Here is an 18,770-nt window from a genome sequence, read left to right as displayed (position 1 = left end):
CGCCCTGAAAAACCTTGCGGTTCAGTATCCTAGTAGCGACGCTGGCCGTTTTCCCAGTAGCACTCGTCCTGGCGGTTGTCGTAGCAGTAGTAGTAATTGCCGCGATTATCGCGGTAGCGCTGCTGGGCGTTGCGGTCGGCTTGCGAGCCGCGGACTGCGCCGACGGCGCCGCCGGCGAGGCCGCCGATGAGAGCGCCGGTCGCGGCGTTACCCGAACCAACGTTGTTGCCGATGATGGCGCCGGCGACAGCGCCGAGGCCGGCGCCGATGGCGCCCTGGCGGACGGTCTGGTTGCTGCTGCTGTTGCCGTACGGGTCGCTGGCGCAGGCCGTGGCCAGCAGACCGGCGGCTCCGATCGCGAGAATTGCCTTGTTCATAGGATGGTCCTTCATTCCTGATGTTTCGCCCCGGGAGCGAGAACGCTGGATTATGGCAGAGGTTCCGCGCCTATGCTCCCGGTTAACGATGACATATGACTGCAGTGCGGGCGCGCGAGGGGCGTGGTCCGCGTTACGGCAGTCCGAGGGGGTTATTTATGATGCGTTTTCCTGAACCGGTTCGTATGGCGGACGACGACCACGCCAGCCCTGTGTGGGCCCGCTCGAAACGGCGAGGCGGTGGCGGAGGCGGGTTCGTGGGACTGATCGTCACCCTGCTGGCGCTGTTCGGCGTTCTGACCGCGGTGCTCGGCGTCAAGGAGCAGTCGCTGGCCGAGGGCGGGGCCATGATGGACGGCTGGATCACGGCCGGCGTCGATCAGGGCAGGAAACTGATCGGCCAGGCCCCCGAGGCCGCCGAGGTCGCCGTCGACAAGGCGGGCGCGGCCGCAGAGAAGACCGGCGACGCTCTGGAAGCCGGCGCGGCGACCACGGCCGAGAAACTTCAGACGCAATAGTGAAGCTTCGCCGGAACGACCGGCGAAACGACGCGTTCGGGGCGAATGACCGAAACGACACTGCCTGACGTCGAAATCTCGACGCCCGACGACGCGGCCCAGGACTCCGGTTCCGGGCCGCGCAATCTGACTGCTCATGTGGCGATCACCCGGGTGGTGGTGCTGGTCAATCCGCTGTCTGGTTCGGTGGGCCCGCGCGCGGCGGCCGAGGTCGAGGCGATCCTGGCCGACTATCCGTGCGAGGCGGAGGTCGTCGAACTGGTCGGCGAGACCATGGACGCCCAGATCAACACGGCCATTGCGTCCTCGCCGGACGTGCTGTTCGTCCTGGCCGGCGACGGCACGGCGCGGGCGGTCGCGTCAAGGGCCGGGCCGAACGGCCCGCTGGTCGCCCCGTTGCCGGGCGGGACGATGAACATGCTGCCCAAGGCGCTTTACGGCACGACCGACTGGAAGGTCGCCCTGCGCCGCGCGCTCGAGCATGGCGAACCGCAGTGCGTATCGGGCGGCTCGGTCGAGGGCCAGGCCTTCTATTGCGCCGGCATCTTCGGCTCGCCAGCCCTGTGGGCGCCGGCCCGGGAGGCGATGCGCACCGGCAAGCTGAGCCTGGCCTGGACCTATGGCCGACGCGCCCTGCGCCGCGCCTTCTCGGGCAAGATCCGGGTTGAGCTGGATGGCGGCAGGGCGCGGCGCAGCGAGGCCCTGGTTCTGATCAGCCCGATGATCTCCCAGGCCATGGACGCGCCCGTGGGACTGGAGGCGGCCGCCATGAACCCGGCCGATGCGGCCCAGGCCTTCCGCCTGGCCGCCACCGCCCTGTTCAGCGACTGGCGTCAGGATCCCTCGGTCATGACCCAGCCCGCCAGGCGCATCCGCATCCGGGCCAGGTCGCGGATCCCGGCGGTGCTGGACGGCGAGCCGACGCTCCTGCCGCACGATACGACGGTGACCTTCATCCCCAAGGCCTTCCAGGCCCTGGTCCCCGAGCCGCTTCAGCCCGAGTCCTCCGGGTCCGGGACGGCCGGGGACGTCGTGTGAGCATGGGGCGGGTTCTCCAATTTTCGGACGTCCATTTCGGGGTCGAGCACAAACACGCCTGCGCCGCCGCGCTCGACTATGCCCATGCCGAGCCCAGCGATCTGATCCTGATCACCGGTGACATCACCCAGAAGGGCTATCCGGACGAGTTCGCGGCCGCCGGCGCCTGGATCAAGGCCATGCCGACGCCGCGCTTCGTCATCGTGGGCAATCACGACGTGCCCTACTGGGACGTGGCGGCGCGGCTGTTCTGGCCGTGGAAGGCGTTCGAGACGGCGACCGGCCATCCGGCCCATGACGGAGAGTTCGTTTCCGACGCCGTCATGGTGCGGGGCGTGACGACGGCCCGCGGCTGGCAGGCGCGGGCCAACTGGTCCAAGGGCGTCATCGACCTGGACCAGACCCGACGCGCGGCCGAGGCCCTGCGCGCGGCGCCGGTCGGGGCGCTGAGAATCCTGGCCTGTCACCATCCGCTGATCGAGATGATCGGCGCGCCGATGACCGGCGAGGTCAAGCGCGGCGAGGCGGCGGCGACGATCTTCGCCGAGGCGGGGGTCGATTTGATCACCACGGGCCATGTGCATGTGCCTTTCGCCCTGCCCATCGACCTGTCGGACCGCTGTTCCTACGCCATCGGCTGCGGGACCCTGTCGCACCGGGAGCGCGGAACCCCGCCCGGCTTCAATGAGATCCTGTGGGACAAACATCAGATCACCGTCAACGCCATCGCCTGGACCGGCGACCGGTTCGAATGCAGCAAGTCCTGGAAGCTGCCGCGCCGCCAGGACACGCGTCATGCCGAGACCGCGCCCGATCCGGCCGTACCGGGGGTGAAGGAGGCGGCGGCGGTGTGAGTTCCGCCAGGCGGATCAGCCTCACCGCCCCTCTACCTGCCCCGTTCGCGACTGGTGCCCAAGGAAGACCTCCACCGCCGGGTGGGTGACTGAGAAGCGTCGCAGGCGATCTGCAGACCGCTCGGCGGCAGCGCGCGCGGCGAGGGGAACGGGCTGGGGCATTCCGGCTTCCCAGCCGAGGCGGGTGCTGACCGCGTCGCCGACGACCAGTTTCGGCCCGTCGACGGCATTGACCAGGTAGGCGGTCGACCCCGTCGAGTGCCCTGGAACGCTGATAACCCAGACCGAGCCGTCGCCGAAGACATCGACTATGCCGTCGAAGGCGTCATCCGGGTCGGGCTGGAAGGCCCATTCATGCAGTGGGCCATAACCCTCGAGGATGGCGTCGGCCGGACTGCCGAGCAGGAGGTTGATCCGGCTGCGTTCCTGCGCCTCACCCGGCCCGAGATAGACGGGCGTCGCGAGGGGCAGATCGATCAGGCCGCTGATATGGTCGAAATGCAGATGGGTCAGGAAGACCGCGCCCGGTGCGGTCTCGTTCGCCAGCCACTGGCCCATAGTCCGGTCGATCCGGACGTTCAGATCCCGCACGCCGCGCCGCATGACCCAGTTGAGTCGGTCTTCGAGCGTGGCCGAGACCCCCGCGTCGATCAGGACCCGTCCGAACCGGGGATGGTCGATGACATAGGCATAGATCGTCGCCTCCTCGTCGCCCTTGGGCACGCCGGCGGTTCGGGGATCGTCGAGGTCGATGAAGGCGCCGCGTCCGCCGGTCCATCGGGCGAAGGCGACGCGCTGGAAGGTCACCACCCCCGGCCGCGCCAGACTGGCCTCCATGTCCGAGGTCGCCGCCGGAATACCGAGGTCTGCGGCGGTCACAGGATGACGGGTGGTCGGAGTCGCGCAGGCCGAAACGGCGAGGGCGAACGCCAGTCCGGCGAGCAGGGACGGGAATTGGCGCGACATGACGTGTCCTCGATTGCAATGGATGGAATATCGAAATACATAAAAATATAACTGTCAATCAGACAATCTGTGACGCATTTCATGGCCCTGATCCTTGAGTTCCCGCCGCCCGCTCCGACCGAACCGCCGGCCTTCGGTCGAATCCGGCGGTTGAGCCGGCCGTTGGAGTGGCTGTTCGCCGGCCTGCTAGGGCTGGGGGCGATTCTGCTCGCCGTCGCGGTCGTCGCCGTCCTCGTCTATGCTGGAACCCGGCTTCAGGTCCGGCCCGGCGGCATGCAGATCTTCATCGACGCCCAAGCCCCCGCCTTGCACCCCGGCTGGACCACCGTGGGCAGTTTGCCGGTGATCCAGAAGCTGGCGCTCGCGACCTCTGCCAGCCTGATGATGATCCCGGCCCTGGCGGTGCTGTGGCAGCTGCGGCGGCTGTTCGGTCTCTATAGCGCGGGCAGGGTTCTGTTGCCCGAGAATGCCCGATGCATGACGACGATCGCGCTGTGGCTGATCGCCTATGCGGTCGCCCCGACGCTTGGCCATATCGTTGTGACCTTGGCCGGTTTCGACGACGAGGGCTGGTTGCGTATGGACAGTGTGAAGGCCCTTGGTCTCGGCCTGATCCTGTTCGTCGTCGCCCGGGTGATGGCCTGGGCCGCAGAGGTCCACGACGACGCCTCGCGGTTCGTCTGATGCCCATCGTCGTTCGTCTCGATGTGATCATGGCCCGGCGCAAGGTGCGCTCCAATGTGCTTGCGAGAGCCATCGGCATTTCCGAAACCAATCTGTCTCTGCTCAAGTCCGGCAAGGTGCGCGGGGTGCGGTTTGCGACCCTGGACGCGATCTGCCGCTATCTGGACTGTGCGCCTGGCGACATTCTCGAATACGCACCCGGGTCTGACAGGAGCGAAGAAGCTGACGGTCCGCGCACATCGTCGCGTCGGAGAGCCTGACAATCAGGCAGCGAGGACGGGCAGTGACCTCGATGTACCCCGGTCATAGAAAAAGCCGCGACCCGAAGGCCGCGGCTCTTGCTCTGTCGTGCTGGCCTCAGCCGGCTATATGCGCGTCCCGCGTCCCCGAAGTCCGCCCGCGACCAGCGAGATGACGAACAAGATGATGGCGATGACGGCGACGAACTTGGCGATTTCGAACGAGAAATTGGCGATCCCGCCGAAGCCGAGAACGGCAGCGACGAGGGCGACAACGAGGAAAATGATGGCCCAGCGAATCATGGACGGCCCTCCTTGAAAGGGGTTGATGACAGGCGCCGCCCAACCTCGACGCCGCCTGTCTGATCAACGTGCCAATGGCTTTGCCGTTCCGCCTATCGCCGGTACCGCGTGTGCGATTTCTCGGTGAAGGCCGCCGCGACCATAGTCGCCAGCGCCGGGTTGCGCAGGAAGATCCAGCCTCCGGCAAGCGCGGCGACCGTGCCGAGGATCGGACGCGTGCGGAACAGGGCATAGGCCCGGCCGCCGAGACCTTCGGGCTCTTCTTCCTCGTCCTCGTCCTCCATCACGCCGGCGGCGTTGAGGAAGACGATGGCCACGATGATCGCGATCAGGGCGAAGACCCCGGCCGTGATGGCGGCGGCGCCCAGGGCGGGCAGGACCAGGGCGAGCGCATAATACAGGGTCGCACCCAGGGCGACGATCGCCACGAAGGCGCTGGCGGCGACCACGAAGGCCGCCGTCAGCTTTTTAACAAGCCCCTTGCCGATCATCAGCGGCGACGACCCGCCAGCAGCAGACCGAGCACCACGCCCACGCCAAGGGCGATGGCGGTCGACTGGACCGGACGCTCCTGGACCCGCTCGGTGATGTAGCGCTGGGCTTCATCGAAACGCTCCGAGGCGTCGTCGTAATACTCGCGGCCGCGCACGCGGGCCTGGTCGTAATAGCCGCGGGCCTGGTCGCGCATTTCGTCGGCGCGCTCACGGATGCGGGCGTCGGCCTCGGCGGCCTTTTCGCGCAGGCGCGCCTCGGTCTCGGCCGCCCTGGCCTTCAGCCGCGCGGTCTCCTCGCGGGCGCCGACCTTCAGATCCTCCTTGAGGGTGTTCAGGTCGTTCTTGATGTCTTCTCTAGCCTTGGTGGTCGCCATGGTGCCGCGCTCCGTTTAATCAGCTTGGCCTTAGATACAGGCCTAGTCCGGGGAACGCCAGATTGCGGCGGCGGTTCCTTTGCGGTGCAGCAAGAAGGATGGCTGGTGGTGGGTGATTGCTGACGGGTGGAGGCAGGGTTTCAGCCGCCGGTCACGCGCCACCAGCCACTTCTCAAAACCCGCGAGCGCTCTACAACGGCAACCATGATCTCTTTCCTGTTCCCCCCCGCTCCGGCCGTTTCCCTGCCCGTCGTCGGCGATGCGCGCCGTTTTCCGGTGCGGCGCATCCTGTGCGTGGGCCAGAACTATGCCGCCCATGCGCGCGAGATGGGCAATGATCCGACGCGCCAGGCGCCCTTCTTCTTTTCCAAACCCGCCGACGCCATCGTTACCGACGGCGGCGACCCGGCCTATCCATCGGCGACGGCGAACCTGCACTACGAGGTCGAGCTGGTGGCTGCGATCGGCGAGGGTGGAGCCATCGTCGGATGGGCCGTCGGCGTCGATCTGACGCGGCGGGACCTGCAGGCCCAGGCAAAGGAGAAGGGCCGTCCGTGGGATGCGGCCAAGGGATTCGACCAGTCGGCGCCCTGCGGCGCCCTGACGCTCGGCGCCCTGCCGGAGCCGGAGGGGGCCATCATCCTCACCGTCAACGGCGAGACGAAACAGTCGTCGACCCTGGCCGAGATGATCTGGAACCCCGCCGAGATCGTCGGGAAGGCGGGCGAACTGTGGGCGCTCCAGCCCGGCGACCTGATCTTCACGGGCACGCCCGAGGGCGTCGGGCCCCTGGTCGCGGGCGATGCGGTCGAGGCGACCGTCGCCGGTCTCGAAACCCTGAGGTTCACGGTTCGATGATCCTGCACGGCTATTTCCGTTCCAGCGCGGCCTACCGGACGCGCATCGCCCTGAACCTGAAGGGCGTCGACTACGAACAGCAGGACATCGACCTGCGCACCGGGGCGCAGCGATCGGAGGCCTTCCTCAAGCTGAACCCGCAAGGGCTGGTGCCCGCGCTGGAAGTGGACGGCGTGGTCCTGACCCAGAGCGCGGCCATCCTGGAATGGCTGGACGAGACCTATGCCAAGCCGCCGCTGATGCCCGGGAGCGCCATCGGCCGGGCCCAGGTGCGGGGGCTGATCGGGCTGATCGCCTCGGACATCCATCCGCTCAACAATCTGCGCGTCCTGACCGAGCTTCGGACGACCTTCGGGGCCGATCAAACGCAGATCGACGCCTGGGCCGGACGCTGGATGGTCCCGGGGTTCGAGGCCCTGACCGCCCTGACGGCGAACCAGGGCAAGGGCTGGCTGCACGGCGACGCCCCGACCCTCGCGGACTGCTATCTGATCCCGCAACTCTATTCGGCGCGGCGGTTCAACGTGGACCTGGCGCCGTTCGCCGCGCTGACGGCGATCGAGGCGCGGGCGCTGGCCCACCCCGCCTTCGCCGCCGCCCATCCGGACCAGCAGCCCGGCGCCGACTGACCGAGTCGCGTTCCGCCGGTAAGGAACCGGTAGGGTCTCCCTCAGCATCGCTTAAGCATTGCCGGTGCAGAATGGCCGGGTGAAATCAGGCGTTTCCCCTTCCCCGGCCGCGAAGCTGGCCCTCGCGGTCGTGACCGAGCCTGAGCGCGCGCTCCCGATTCCCGTCGGCGCACGCGAAGAGGCGATGCGGACCCTGTTGCAGACGGCCGCAGACGCCGGCGTCGCCCTGATCGCCACCCGCCCCCAGGGCGACGGCGAGCGGCTGCTGGGACAGGCCTGGCCCTTCCCCTCGCCCTTCTCCGTTTCCGTGCGCACCGTGGCCCTGTCCGAAGGGCTGGACCGGGTCGAGGCCCGCGCCCGTCGTTCGCTGGAGCGGATGGGCCTGCCGCGCGGCGACGTCCTGCTGGCGTCCGGGGCGGGCGATCTGGCCGGGGCCGAGGGTCGCGCCCTGTGGGACCGGATGCAGGCGCTGAAGGACCGCGGCCTGTACAAGCGCATCGGCTTCATGGCGACGATGGAGGACGGGCCGACGCTTCTGGCACGCCGCTTCCAGCCCGACGTCGTGCAGATGCCCTGCAATATTCTCGACCAGCGGCCGGTGACCGAGGGCGTGCTGAGCGACCTCGCCGGGATGGGCGTCGACGTCCATGTCTCGTCGGTGTTCGCACGCGGCCTGTTGTTCACCAATCAGGAAAACCTGCCGCCGCATCTGGCCGGTCACGGGATCGCCCTGTCGCGCACCCGGCGGCGGCTGGCCGAGGCGCGGATCGATCCGATGCAGGCGGCGCTCGCCTTCTGCCTCGGCCTGCCGCCGGCCGCGGCGGTGGTCGCCAGCGTCGCTTCGGCCGCCGAACTGCGCGCCGTCCTGGCCGCCGCCCACGCGCCGCGTCCCGACCTGGACTGGGACGCCCTGGCCTTCCAGGAACCCGCCGTCCTCAGCGCCGGATACCGCCGACAGGTCGCGGCCTGATCCTCCAATCCTCCCCCGCTGGGGGAGGTGGCGCGGCGCGCCTTCGCGACGTGACGGAGGGGGCTCGCACCCGTTTCCGTGTTCGCGGATGGCCCCCTCCACCCCAGCGCAAGCGCGCTGCGGTCCCCCTCCCCCGATGGGGGAGGAATAGCTTGAGCCGACGCGGACGATCCGTCACCCTGACGGACCGTCATGAACGCCCCCCTCTCCCATCCGCCGAAGACCGACGCGACCGCTCCCGATCAGGGCGTCGTCACGCCCTTCATGGCCCAGTATCTGGCGGCCAAGGCGTCGCAGCCGGATGCAGTGCTGTTCTTCCGTATGGGCGATTTCTACGAGCTGTTCTTCAGGGACGCGGAGTTGGTGGCCGCCGCCATCGGCCTGACGCTGACGAAACGGGGCAAGCATCTGGGCGAGGACATCGCCATGTGCGGCATGCCCCACCATGCGGCCGAGGGCTATATCGCCCGGCTGATCCGCCAAGGCTTCCGCGTCGCCATCTGCGAACAGATGGAGGACCCCGCCGAGGCGAGGAAGCGCGGCTCCAAGTCCATCGTCCGGCGCGACATCGTGCGGGTGGTGACGCCGGGGACCCTGACCGAGGATTCGCTGCTCGATGCGCGCGGCGCCAACCGGCTGGCGGCCGTGGCGATCCGTAAGGGCCGCGCGGCCGTGGCGGTGGTCGAGCTGTCGGCGGGCGCCGTGGACTGCGTCGCCTGCGATATCGGCGATCTGGGCGCGACGCTGGCGGCGTTTCGGCCGAGCGAGGTGCTGGTCACCGACAAACTCTATTCCGATCCCGAGCTGAAAGGCGCGCTCGACGGCTCCGGCGGCGTGGTCCAGGCGCTCGCGTCCGCCGTGGCCGAACCGGCGGCGGCGGGCGGTCGGGTGGCGCGCCTGTATGGCGTGGCCTCGCTGGACGGGTTCGGGGCGTTCGAGGAGGCGGAGGTCTCCGCGCTCGGGCTGATCGCCGCCTATCTGGAGACCACCCAGGCGGGCAAGGTCCCGGCCCTGGCGCCGCCGCGCCGGTCGGGCGATGCGGGCTTCCTCGCCATCGATCCGGCGACGCGGCTGAGCCTCGAGATCGACCGGACGCAGCGGGGCGAGCGCGAGGGATCGCTGCTGGCCTGTATCGACCGGACGGTGACCTCGGGTGGGGCGCGGGCCCTGGCCGAGCGGATCGCCCGGCCGCTGCGCAATCCGGTTGAGATCAATCACGGACTCGATGCGGTCGAATGGCTGCTGGAGCGGCGGTCGCTGCGGCGGGACCTGCGCGACGGGCTGAAGGCCTCGGCCGATGTGGCGCGGGCGGTGTCGCGGCTGGCCTTGGGGCGGGGCGGACCGCGCGACCTGGCGGCGATCCGGGCGGGCCTGACCATCGCCGAAGCCTTGGCCGGGCTGTTCACCGTCTCGCCCGATCCCCTGACCGGGCCGCCGGCGCGGATCGTCGGCTGTCTGGACCGGCTGACCCTGTCGCCCGATCTGGCGCGGCTGATGCTCGACCTCGCGGAGGGTCTGGCCGAGGAGCCGCCGCATCTGGCGCGCGACGGCGGCTTCGTGAGGCCGGGCTTCCGGCCGGAGCTGGACGCCGCCCGCACCCTGCGCGACGACAGCCGCCGGGTGGTCGCCGATCTGGAGGCCCGCGCCGTGGCCGACAGCGGCGTGCCGTTCAAGATCAAGCACAATGCGGTGCTCGGCTATTTCCTCGAGACGACGGCCAAACATGCCGAGCCCCTGTTCCGGGCTGGACCGGAAAGCCCCTTCATCCACCGCCAGACCCTGGCGGCCCAGGTGCGGTTCACGACGGTCGAGCTGTCGGAACTGGATGCGAAGATCAGCCAGGCCGGGCACCGGGCGCTGGCCATGGAGGGCGAGACCTTCGAGGTCTGGCGCCGCACCGTGCAGTCCCTGGCCATGCCTTTGCAGGCGGTGGCCGATGCCCTGGCCGAACTCGACGCCACTGCCGCCCTCGCCGAATGGGCCGAGGAGGTCGGGGCGGTCCGACCCATGGTGGACGATTCCAGGGTCTTCGCCGTCGAAGGCGGCCGGCATCCGGTGGTCGAGGCGGCGGTGAAGCGGGCGGGCGATCCGTTCACGCCGAACGACTGCAGGCTGGACGGCGATGGGGCGGGATGCGCGCGGCTGTCGATCGTCACCGGGCCGAACATGGCCGGAAAGTCGACCTTCCTGCGCCAGAACGCCCTGCTGGTGGTGCTGGCGCAAGGGTCGTGTTTCGTGCCGGCGAAGTCGATGCGTCTGGGCGTCGTCGACCGGCTGTTCAGCCGGGTCGGGGCGGGGGACGACCTGGCGCGGGGACGCTCCACCTTCATGATGGAGATGGTCGAGACGGCCGCCATCCTGACCCAGGCCACACCACAGAGTTTCATCGTTCTGGACGAGATCGGGCGGGGCACGGCCACCTATGACGGCCTCGCCATCGCCTGGGCCTGCGCCGAGGCCCTGCACGACGTGAACAGGGCCCGGACCCTGTTCGCCACCCACTATCACGAACTGGCGCGGCTGGAGGAGCGGCTGGACCACGTCTGCAACCTGTCCATGAAGGCAAAGGAGTGGAACGGCGAACTGGTCTTTCTGCACGAGGCGGCGCCGGGGGCGGCGGACCGGTCCTACGGCGTCCAGGTGGCCAAGCTGGCAGGTGTGCCTCCGGCCGTGGTCGCCCGTGCGCGGGCCGTGCTGGACCGGCTGGAGACCGAAAAGGCCGCGCATGGGCGGCTCGACGACCTGCCGCTGTTCGCGGTGATGGAGCCGCCTGCGCCGGCGTTGAAATCGGCGATCGATGAGGCCGTGGCGGCGCTGGATCCCGATGCGCTCAGCCCGCGCGAGGCGCTGGAGGCGCTGTACCGGCTGAAGGGGCTGGCGAGGATTTGATGTCGACCCTCGACGCCCGTCTCGACGCCATCGTGTCCGGTCCGGGCGTGCGGCCCGCCGTCGCCGCCATCCTGAAAGCTCACTACGACGCGGCGCGCGAGAAGATCGCGGCGAAACTCGCGGCCGGTCTGCCGGGCGTGGACGTGGCGCGCCTCTATTCCGCGGCGGCCGACGAGCTGTTGCTCGCGCTGTGGCGGTTTACGACCGAGACCCTCTATCCGTCCCACAACCCGACCGAGGCGGAGAAGCTGAGCCTGATCGCGGTCGGCGGCTACGGCCGGGGCGTGCTGGCGCCGTTTTCGGATCTGGACCTCGTCTTCCTGCGGCCGTGGAAGACCACCGCGCGGACCGAGACAGTGGCCGAGTTCATGCTCTACGTCCTGTGGGACCTCGGGCTGAAGGTCGGGTCGTCGGCCCGGTCGGTGGATGAGGCCCTGTCGCTGGCCCGCTCCGACATGACCATCCGTACGGCGCTTCTGGAGGCCCGGCCTCTGGCGGGCGACGAACAGGTCACCGAGAATTTCCTCTGGCGCTTCCGGGGCATGGTGACCAACGCCGATCCGCGCCCCTTCATCGCCGCCAAGATGGAGGAGCGCGACGGCCGCCACGCCCGGGCCGGCGCCGTCCGTTATCGCGTCGAGCCGAACATCAAGGATGGCAAGGGGGGGCTGCGCGACCTCAACACCCTGTTCTGGATCGCGCGGTCGCTGGCGCCGGAAAGCCCGCTGGGCGCCCGGGTGCTGGATGAACTTCTGACGCCGCGCGAGCGCCGGGCCTTTGAAGAGGCCTTCGACTTCCTTTGGCGGGTGCGGGCGCATCTGCATCTGGCGGCGGGTCGCGCCGAGGAAAAGCTGACCTTCGACCTCCAGCCCGAGGTGGCGCGGCGGATGGGGTGGCGCGGCCGGGGCGACGAGCCGGCGGTCGAGCGGTTCATGCGCCGATACTTCCTGGTCGCTCGCGACGTCGGCGGCCTGACACGGGCCATGAGCGCGACGCTGGAGGCCCGCCACCAGAAGAAGACGATGAGCCTGTCGCGGCTGATCCCGGGGCGCAAGCGGGACCTGGGCGTGCCCGGCTTCATCGAGGACGGCGGGCGGCTGTCGGTCACGGGGCCGGAGGTCTTCGCCGAGGATCCGGTCAAGCTGCTGACCCTGTTCGTCTGCGCCGACCAGCATGACCTGGACGTCCATCCCCATGCCTTCTCCGCCGTGACCCGGTCGCTGGCCCTGGTGACGCCGAAGCTGAGACGCGATCCGCGCGCGACCGCAGCGTTGCTGCATGTGCTGGCGCACGGGCAGAGGCCCTATCGCGTCCTGACCATCATGAACGAGGCCGGGCTGCTGGGCCGGTTCCTGCCCGAATGGGGCCGGATCGTCGGCCAGACCCAGTTCAACATGTACCACGCCTATACGGTCGACGAGCACACGCTGCAGGCCATCGGCATCATCAACGACATCCAGCGCAGCAAGCTGAAGGACGATCATCCGCTGGCCACCGAGGTGATCCATCTGATCGCCGATCCGGAGGCCCTGATGCTGGCCATGCTGCTGCATGATGTCGGCAAGGGCGGCGAACGGGGGCAGCTGGAGGACGGGGCGATCGCCGCAAGGCGCGCCTGCGAACGGCTGGGGATCGAGACGCGGCGGATCGAGATCGTGGTCTGGCTGGTGCGGCATCACCTGGCCTTGTCCGACTACGCGCAGAAGCGGGACATTTCCGATCCCGCGACCGTGCAGGCGTTTGCCGAGATCGTCGGCGATCCCGAGCGGTTGCGGATGCTGCTCGTCCTGACGGTGGCCGATATCCGCGCCGTCGGGCCGGGGGTATGGAACAGCTGGAAAGGCCAGTTGATGCGCAGCCTCTACGGCCGGGTCGAGGCCCTGTTCCGGGGCGAGACCGCCGTCGGGGCCGATCCCCTGGCCGACCATGCTGACCTCGTCGCCCGCGCCTGCGCCACCGGGGCGGCGGCCGAGGCGCGCCGGGGGCCGGGCACGATGGAGGCCACGACCGAAATCGCCCTGGCTGCCCGCGACCGGCCGGGCCTGTTCGCCGATCTGACTGCAGTGCTTGCGGCGGCGGGGGCCGACGTCGCCGGGGCCCGGGTGGCGACCGCCGCCGACGGCACGGCCCTGGACGTGTTCCAGGTCCAGGACGGGGCCGACCGTCCCTATGGTCACGACGAGCCGCGTCGCCTCACCTCCCTGATCGCCGCGCTGGAGGCGGCGGCGCGCGGCGAGACCCCGGTCTCTCCCCCCGCCATGCCCAAACCCTCGCCGCGCCGCGCGGTGTTCGACGTGCGGCCGGTGGTGATGATCGACAACGCCGCCTCGGCAGACGCCACGGTGATCGAGGTCTCGGGCGCCGACCGCCCGGGCCTGCTGGCCGAGCTGTCCCGCACCCTGTCGGATCACGCCCTGTCGATCCGCTCGGCCCATGTCGCGGGGTTCGGAGAGCGGGCGGTGGACAGCTTCTATGTGACCGATGCCGAGGGCCGGAAGATCACGTCGGACGCCGTGCTGGACGAGGTCCATGCGGCGCTGGAAGCCGTGCTGGACCGGACGCCCGAGCAGCCGCAGGGCCGCCGCATCACCGCGGCGCGGGCGAGTGCGCGCGACGTCTCCGACCTGAGGCCCCGCAAGGCCGTTTCGCCCGGGCCGGAACCGCGCTAAGGCCCTTCAAATCCCGCTCATCCCGGCGAAAGCCGGGACCCAGTTCTTTGGACGATCGGCGCCGCCTTGTTCGCATTGACGTTGATCCCGCGCACCAATGCCCAGCGAAAGCACTGGATCCCGGCTTTCGCCGGGATGAGCGGAAGTGGATACCCATGAGCCTGGCCCGCAACACGCTCGTTCAGGCGACCCTGACGCTGGGCAGCCGTATCCTGGGCTTCGCCCGCGACCTGGTCCTGTCGGCCCGCTTCGGCCAGGGGCCGATGATGGACGCCTTCACGACGGCCCTGATGCTGCCCAACATGTTCCGCCGCCTGTTTGCGGAAGGGGCCTTCGCCCAGGCCTTCGTGCCCATCTATGGCGGCGTGCGCGCGCGTGACGGCGAGGAAGCGGCGGCCGTGACGGCGTCCGAGGCCCTCAGCTTCATGTTCGCGGTCGTGGCCGGGTTCTGTATCGTCCTGCAGGTCGCCATGCCCTGGATCATGCCCGTGCTGCTTTCGGCCTATCGGGACGACAGCGGCGTGATGTTCGCAGCGACCACCGCCGCGCAGCTGACCATGCCCTATCTGGCCTGCATGACCATCGCCTCGCTGCTGTCCGGCGTGCTGAACACCTCGGGCCGATTCGCCCTGTCGGCAGGCGTGCCGGTGTTCCTGAACCTGTGCACCCTGGTGCCCCTGCTGGCCCCCAGCTTCCTTCCGATGAGCCCGCCGACGACCCTGCTGGCCGTCTCCGCCGCCGTCACCGTGTCCGGCGTCATACAGGCGGGGCTCCTGTGGTGGGGCGTGCGTCGGCTGGGCATCCGGTTGAACCTGTCCTGGCCCCGGCTGACGGCCGGCGTGTCGCGTACGCTGAGGCTGGCCATTCCGGGCGTGCTGGCGGGCGGGGCCCTGCAGCTGAACTCGGTGGTCAGCCAGCTGCTGACCGGGTCGAACGAGGGGGCCCGCTCGGTGCTCTACAACGCCGACCGGCTTTACCAGCTGCCGCTCGGCCTCGTCGGCGTGGCCATCGGCCTGGCCCTGGTGCCGCGCCTGACCAAGGCCTTCGTCTCGGGCGACCACGAGGGCGGGCGACGGACGCTGGACGACGGCATTACCCTGTCCATGGCCTTCACGCTGCCGGCCGCCGTAGCCCTGTTTGTCATCCCCTTCTTCATCATCGACGCCACGGTGACGCGCGGGGCCTTCACCAGCCTGGACGCGGCCCGCACCGCCGATGTGCTGCGCCAGTTCGCCTGGGGCGTGCCCGCCTTCGTCCTGGCCAAGGTCCTGACCCCGCCCTTCTTCGCGCGGGAGGACACGCGCCGTCCGATGATCTTCGCGGTGATTTCGGTCGTGGTGACCGTGGCCCTGGGTTCAGGTCTGTTCTTCTGGTTCAGCCGGATCGGCGTCGACGGGGTGCTGGGCCTGGCCATCGCCACGTCCGTCTCGGCCTGGATCAATGTCGCGCTTCTGGGCGGGACCCTGATCCGCGAAGGGGTCTGGGCCGCCTCCGTCCGGTTCGTCGGCAGGTTCTCGCGCGTGCTGGCCGCCTCGGCCGTCATGGCCGTCGTCCTGATCCCCGCCAGCCTCTTCTACCGCGAGCTGAGCCAGAGTCTGTTCGCCAAGGAGATCGCCGTGATCGCGGTCGTCGGCGTGGGCGCTCTTGTGTATGGGTTATGCATCGTGCTTTTCCGCGCCGTCAGCCTCTCCGAACTGAAGGCGACGCTGCGACGTGAACCGGGGGCGTCCACCCCCACCGGACTCGAGTAATGACTGACGCTTCTGCGACCGCCCCCGCCTACACCGGCCCGCGCCGCATCCTGAGCGGCATCCAGGCCTCCGGCGCCCTGCATCTGGGCAACTATCTGGGGGCTTTGAAGCGGTTCACGGCGCTGCAGGAAACGGGTGCGCCCTGCTTCCTGTTCGTGGCCGACCTGCACGCCATCACCGTCTGGCAGGACCCGGCCCTGCTGGCCGCCCAGACGCGCGAGATCGCGGCTGCCTATATCGCCTCGGGCCTGGATCCCGAGAAATCGACCATCTTCCCGCAGTCGGCCGTGCGCGCCCATGCCGAACTGGCCTGGATCCTGAACTGCGTCGCCCGCCTCGGCTGGCTCGACCGGATGACCCAGTTCAAGGAGAAGTCGGGCAAGCACAAGGAGCGGGCCTCGGTCGGCCTCTATACCTACCCCGTGCTCCAGGCCGCCGACATCCTGCTCTACAAGGCGACCGAGGTGCCGGTGGGCGAGGACCAGAAACAGCATCTGGAACTGACCCGCGACATCGCCGGCAAGTTCAACACGGACTTCAACGCGCCCGGCTTCTTCCCCCTGCCCGAACCCCTGATCCAGGGGCCGGCGACGCGGGTCATGTCCCTGCGTGACGGGGCGGCCAAGATGTCCAAGTCCGACCCCTCGGACCAGAGCCGCATCAACCTGACCGACGACGCCGACACCATCGCGTCCAAGATCCGCAAGTCCAAGACCGACATGGGCGTCATGCCCGAGCCCGGCGAGAGCCTGGACGAACGGCCGGAGATCAAGAACCTGATCGCCATCTACGCCGCCCTGTCCGACCGCACGCGCGAAGAGATCACGGCCGAGTTCGCAGGCCAGGGCTTCGGCGCCTTCAAGCCGGCGCTGGCCGACCTGGCCGTGTCGTCGCTGGCGCCTGTCACGGCCGAGATGCGCCGCCTGATGGATGACCCGGCCGAGATCGACCGCGTCCTGAAGGACGGCGCCGAACGCGCCGCCGAGATCGCCGACCCGGTCATCGCCGAGGTCAAGAAGATCGTTGGTTTTTGGCAGGCCTGATCGCGTCCCCGCCTGCGCGGGGATAACGAGGGTGAGCGGTTTTCGGACCTGGCCTCGTCACCGGGGCTGACGCGAAATCTCCTGCGGGCTAAGGCGTGGCCATGACCCATCCTCTGGACCGCGCCGTGTGGAACGCCCTGACCAGCCGGTTGTCGGGCTTCGTCACCGCCGACTCCGGTGCGCGCGCCGTGAGGATCGATCCGGAGGTCGGGATCTTCGTCTCCGGCGCCGATGCGGAACCCGAAACGCTGAAGGCGATGGCCGCCCTGGCCCGGGCCCACCCCGGCGCGGGACTGGTCGAGAAGACCGGCGGGCCGCTGGCCGAAGTCGACCTGCCCGGCGTCGAGGTGATCAACCGCATCCCGCTGCTCCAGATGGTCTGCGAGGTCCTGACGCCGGGTGGACCGGACCTCGCGTTCGAGACCCTGACCGAGACGGATGCGCCCGAGATGCTGGCGCTCGCGACCCTGACCCGGCCCGGCCCCTTCCGATCAAGGACGCGGCGGCTGGGGCCCTTCATCGGGGTCAGGCAGGACGGGCGGCTGGTGGCCATGGCGGGGCGGCGGCTGCGGGTCGACGGCTTCACCGAGCTCAGCGGCGTCTGCACCCATCCCGATCATCGCGGACGCGGCTATGCAGGTGGGCTGTCGCGGGCGGTGGTCGGCGAGATACTGGCGACCGGCGAGGCCGCCTTCCTGCACGCCTTTGCCGGGCATGACGCGACCATCGCCTTCTACCGGTCGCTGGGATTCGGGGCCCGGGCGCCGATGACCTATACGATCCTCAAGTAGCGGAGAGCCGGATGAGCGAGCACGTCGCGACCATCGCCTGGAGCCGGGGCGACCAGCCCTTCGCCGACAAGCGCTATTCCCGCGCTCACGACTGGACCTTCGACGGCGGGGCGGTGGTGCGCGGGTCCTCGGCGCCGTCGAGCGTGCGCATCCCCTTCTCCGACCCGGCGGCGGTCAACCCGGAGGAGGCTTTGGTGGCCTCCCTGTCCAGCTGTCACATGCTGTGGTTCCTCGACTTCGCGGCTCGCGCCGGGCTGGTCGTGGACCGGTATATCGATCAGGCCTCGGGCGTCCTGGGCCATGACGGCGCCGGGCGAAGATATATGAGCGAGGTGACCCTGCGGCCCGTCACGGCCTTCGCCGGTCGCCAGCCGGATCAGGCCGAACTGGACCACCTGCACCATGAGGCGCACGAGAGTTGCGACATGGCCAACTCGGTCAGGGCGACGGTCCGGGTCGAGGCCTCGCTTGGCTGACCCGGCCCTCCGCCAGGGTGTCCGTCAGGCGGCGGCTTGGACCGGACGCGGCGCGACGGCGACGTCTTCCAGCAGGGCCCTGAACCGGCGGATCGCCTCGCCGGTCAGCTCGGCGTCGTATTTCATCGGCAGGGCCGTCATCGGCTCGTCGAAACTGTGGGTGCCGGGCGCGATCCAGGTCTCGACCTCGACGCCGCAATTCCTGACCATGTCATGGACCCGCTCTGCGTTGCGGACCGTGGTCAGGTGATCCCGTTGCGAGATGACGGCCAGGGTCTTCGGACAATGCCGCCAGGGTCGCATCCGGTTCAGGGCCGCGACGCCCACATAGGGATAGGCCAGATAGGTCGCCTTGACCCCCGACAGGTCGGCGGTCTCCGCGTCCCTGACGCCAAGCGCCTTCGCACGGTCCGGATCACAGCTCATGGCCTCCATGATGCCCCAGCCGCCGTGGCTCCAGCCGGCCAGGGCGATGCGGGTCCCGTCCACGTCTGGCCGGGCCGAGACGCCCTGGATCGAGGCCATCACATCGCCGGCCCGCTCCCAGCCGCGCAGCATCAGGCCGGTGCAGACCGTGGCCATGGCGAACTCGCGCGACCAGCCGCGCGGGGCGTAGGAATCCACGATCACCGCCCGCCAGCCGGCCGCCTTCGCCGCCTGGGCATACATCGGCAGGTGGCCGCGCAGGCCGCCGCAGCCGTGGAACAGGATCGCCGTCGGCCGCGGCCGGTCATCGTCGGGGCCGACGACGGTGGCACAGGGCTCAAGCTTCGCCCAGCGGTCGGAGAGGGTGTCCATGGGGCACCCTAACCCCTTCTCCCCTTGCGGGAGAAGGTGGCTGAGCGAA

The 18,770-nt window shown here is 69.4% G+C and carries 20 protein-coding genes; 14 read left to right on the top strand and 6 right to left on the bottom strand.

From position 1 onward, the window contains the following. Nucleotides 1–29: 29 nt before the first annotated feature. Complete coding sequence (locus ACP7A5_RS09130) at nucleotides 30–377, bottom strand: YMGG-like glycine zipper-containing protein (RefSeq protein ID WP_426041628.1); 348 nt, start codon at nucleotides 375–377, stop codon at nucleotides 30–32. A gap of 257 nt (nucleotides 378–634) precedes the next feature. Between ACP7A5_RS09130 and ACP7A5_RS09125 the strand changes: the two genes are divergently transcribed. The 3 genes from ACP7A5_RS09125 to ACP7A5_RS09115 are packed head-to-tail and all read left to right on the top strand — an operon-like array spanning nucleotide 635 to nucleotide 2,787. Beyond that, nucleotides 635–895, top strand: a complete 261-nt coding sequence (locus ACP7A5_RS09125) for a hypothetical protein (protein ID WP_426041627.1) — start codon at nucleotides 635–637, stop codon at nucleotides 893–895. Between the two features lie 45 nt (nucleotides 896–940). Then, nucleotides 941–1,933, top strand: coding sequence for a diacylglycerol/lipid kinase family protein (locus ACP7A5_RS09120; RefSeq protein WP_426041626.1), 993 nt, complete (start codon nucleotides 941–943; stop codon nucleotides 1,931–1,933). Between the two features lie 2 nt (nucleotides 1,934–1,935). Beyond that, nucleotides 1,936–2,787, top strand: coding sequence for a metallophosphoesterase family protein (locus ACP7A5_RS09115; RefSeq protein ID WP_426041625.1), 852 nt, complete (start codon nucleotides 1,936–1,938; stop codon nucleotides 2,785–2,787). 21 nt (nucleotides 2,788–2,808) lie between these two features. Here the strand turns inward: ACP7A5_RS09115 and ACP7A5_RS09110 are convergent, their stop codons facing one another. Then, the gene (locus tag ACP7A5_RS09110; RefSeq protein WP_426041624.1) at nucleotides 2,809–3,753 is read right to left on the bottom strand and encodes an MBL fold metallo-hydrolase; all 945 of its coding nucleotides are present in this window, start codon (nucleotides 3,751–3,753) and stop codon (nucleotides 2,809–2,811) included. 81 nt (nucleotides 3,754–3,834) lie between these two features. On the opposite strand from ACP7A5_RS09110, the gene ACP7A5_RS09105 reads away from it, so the two are divergent. After that, complete coding sequence (locus ACP7A5_RS09105; RefSeq protein WP_426041623.1) at nucleotides 3,835–4,437, top strand: DUF2975 domain-containing protein; 603 nt, start codon at nucleotides 3,835–3,837, stop codon at nucleotides 4,435–4,437. Beyond that, nucleotides 4,437–4,697: a helix-turn-helix domain-containing protein gene (locus ACP7A5_RS09100; RefSeq protein WP_426041622.1), complete on the top strand. Its 261-nt coding sequence runs from the start codon at nucleotides 4,437–4,439 to the stop codon at nucleotides 4,695–4,697. Before ACP7A5_RS09105 ends, ACP7A5_RS09100 begins: the two co-directional genes overlap by 1 nt. Nucleotides 4,698–4,802: 105 nt before the next feature. Here the strand turns inward: ACP7A5_RS09100 and ACP7A5_RS09095 are convergent, their stop codons facing one another. From ACP7A5_RS09095 to ACP7A5_RS09085, 3 genes are all read right to left on the bottom strand, one after another. Then, entirely contained in the window at nucleotides 4,803–4,979 is a 177-nt protein-coding gene (locus ACP7A5_RS09095; RefSeq protein ID WP_309628863.1) for a DUF1328 domain-containing protein, read from the bottom strand. 92 nt (nucleotides 4,980–5,071) lie between these two features. Then, nucleotides 5,072–5,470: a hypothetical protein gene (locus ACP7A5_RS09090; RefSeq protein WP_426041621.1), complete on the bottom strand. Its 399-nt coding sequence runs from the start codon at nucleotides 5,468–5,470 to the stop codon at nucleotides 5,072–5,074. Then, nucleotides 5,470–5,847: a glycine zipper domain-containing protein gene (locus tag ACP7A5_RS09085; protein ID WP_426038650.1), complete on the bottom strand. Its 378-nt coding sequence runs from the start codon at nucleotides 5,845–5,847 to the stop codon at nucleotides 5,470–5,472. The genes ACP7A5_RS09090 and ACP7A5_RS09085 overlap by 1 nt, the downstream gene beginning before the upstream one ends. Before the next feature lie 204 nt (nucleotides 5,848–6,051). Here ACP7A5_RS09085 and ACP7A5_RS09080 point away from each other — a divergent pair, with 204 nt between their 5' ends. From ACP7A5_RS09080 to ACP7A5_RS09040, 9 genes are all read left to right on the top strand, one after another. Continuing rightward, entirely contained in the window at nucleotides 6,052–6,705 is a 654-nt protein-coding gene (locus ACP7A5_RS09080; protein WP_426041620.1) for a fumarylacetoacetate hydrolase family protein, read from the top strand. Beyond that, nucleotides 6,702–7,334, top strand: a complete 633-nt coding sequence (gene maiA / locus ACP7A5_RS09075) for a maleylacetoacetate isomerase (protein WP_426041619.1) — start codon at nucleotides 6,702–6,704, stop codon at nucleotides 7,332–7,334. Before ACP7A5_RS09080 ends, maiA begins: the two co-directional genes overlap by 4 nt. Before the next feature lie 64 nt (nucleotides 7,335–7,398). Beyond that, on the top strand, nucleotides 7,399–8,304 hold the full coding sequence (locus ACP7A5_RS09070) for an aldo/keto reductase (RefSeq protein ID WP_426041672.1): 906 nt from the start codon (nucleotides 7,399–7,401) through the stop codon (nucleotides 8,302–8,304). A 192-nt stretch (nucleotides 8,305–8,496) separates the two neighbouring features. Beyond that, a complete protein-coding gene (gene mutS / locus ACP7A5_RS09065) occupies nucleotides 8,497–11,193 on the top strand; it encodes a DNA mismatch repair protein MutS (protein ID WP_426041618.1) in 2,697 nt (898 codons plus the stop codon). Then, on the top strand, nucleotides 11,193–13,862 hold the full coding sequence (gene glnD, locus ACP7A5_RS09060) for a [protein-PII] uridylyltransferase (protein ID WP_426041617.1): 2,670 nt from the start codon (nucleotides 11,193–11,195) through the stop codon (nucleotides 13,860–13,862). Before mutS ends, glnD begins: the two co-directional genes overlap by 1 nt. A gap of 155 nt (nucleotides 13,863–14,017) precedes the next feature. Then, nucleotides 14,018–15,613: a murein biosynthesis integral membrane protein MurJ gene (murJ, locus tag ACP7A5_RS09055; RefSeq protein WP_426041616.1), complete on the top strand. Its 1,596-nt coding sequence runs from the start codon at nucleotides 14,018–14,020 to the stop codon at nucleotides 15,611–15,613. Then, nucleotides 15,613–16,656 carry a tryptophan--tRNA ligase gene (trpS, locus tag ACP7A5_RS09050; RefSeq protein ID WP_426041615.1) on the top strand — a complete coding sequence of 348 codons (1,044 nt, stop codon included), beginning with the start codon at nucleotides 15,613–15,615 and terminating at the stop codon, nucleotides 16,654–16,656. Before murJ ends, trpS begins: the two co-directional genes overlap by 1 nt. A 101-nt stretch (nucleotides 16,657–16,757) precedes the next feature. Beyond that, nucleotides 16,758–17,447 (top strand): GNAT family N-acetyltransferase, encoded by a 690-nt coding sequence (locus tag ACP7A5_RS09045; protein ID WP_426041614.1) that lies wholly within the window; start codon nucleotides 16,758–16,760, stop codon nucleotides 17,445–17,447. A gap of 11 nt (nucleotides 17,448–17,458) precedes the next feature. Beyond that, entirely contained in the window at nucleotides 17,459–17,923 is a 465-nt protein-coding gene (locus ACP7A5_RS09040) for an OsmC family protein (protein WP_426041613.1), read from the top strand. A gap of 24 nt (nucleotides 17,924–17,947) precedes the next feature. Here the strand turns inward: ACP7A5_RS09040 and ACP7A5_RS09035 are convergent, their stop codons facing one another. Further along, nucleotides 17,948–18,721 (bottom strand): dienelactone hydrolase family protein, encoded by a 774-nt coding sequence (locus tag ACP7A5_RS09035; RefSeq protein ID WP_426041612.1) that lies wholly within the window; start codon nucleotides 18,719–18,721, stop codon nucleotides 17,948–17,950. Nucleotides 18,722–18,770: the final 49 nt, after the last annotated feature.

The sequence above is a fragment of the Brevundimonas sp. TWP2-3-4b1 genome, assembly GCF_049897665.1.
Lineage (GTDB): Bacteria > Pseudomonadota > Alphaproteobacteria > Caulobacterales > Caulobacteraceae > Brevundimonas > Brevundimonas subvibrioides_B.
The sequence above is the reverse complement of the archived record's forward strand: the minus strand, read 5'-3'. Positions and strand labels throughout refer to the sequence as shown.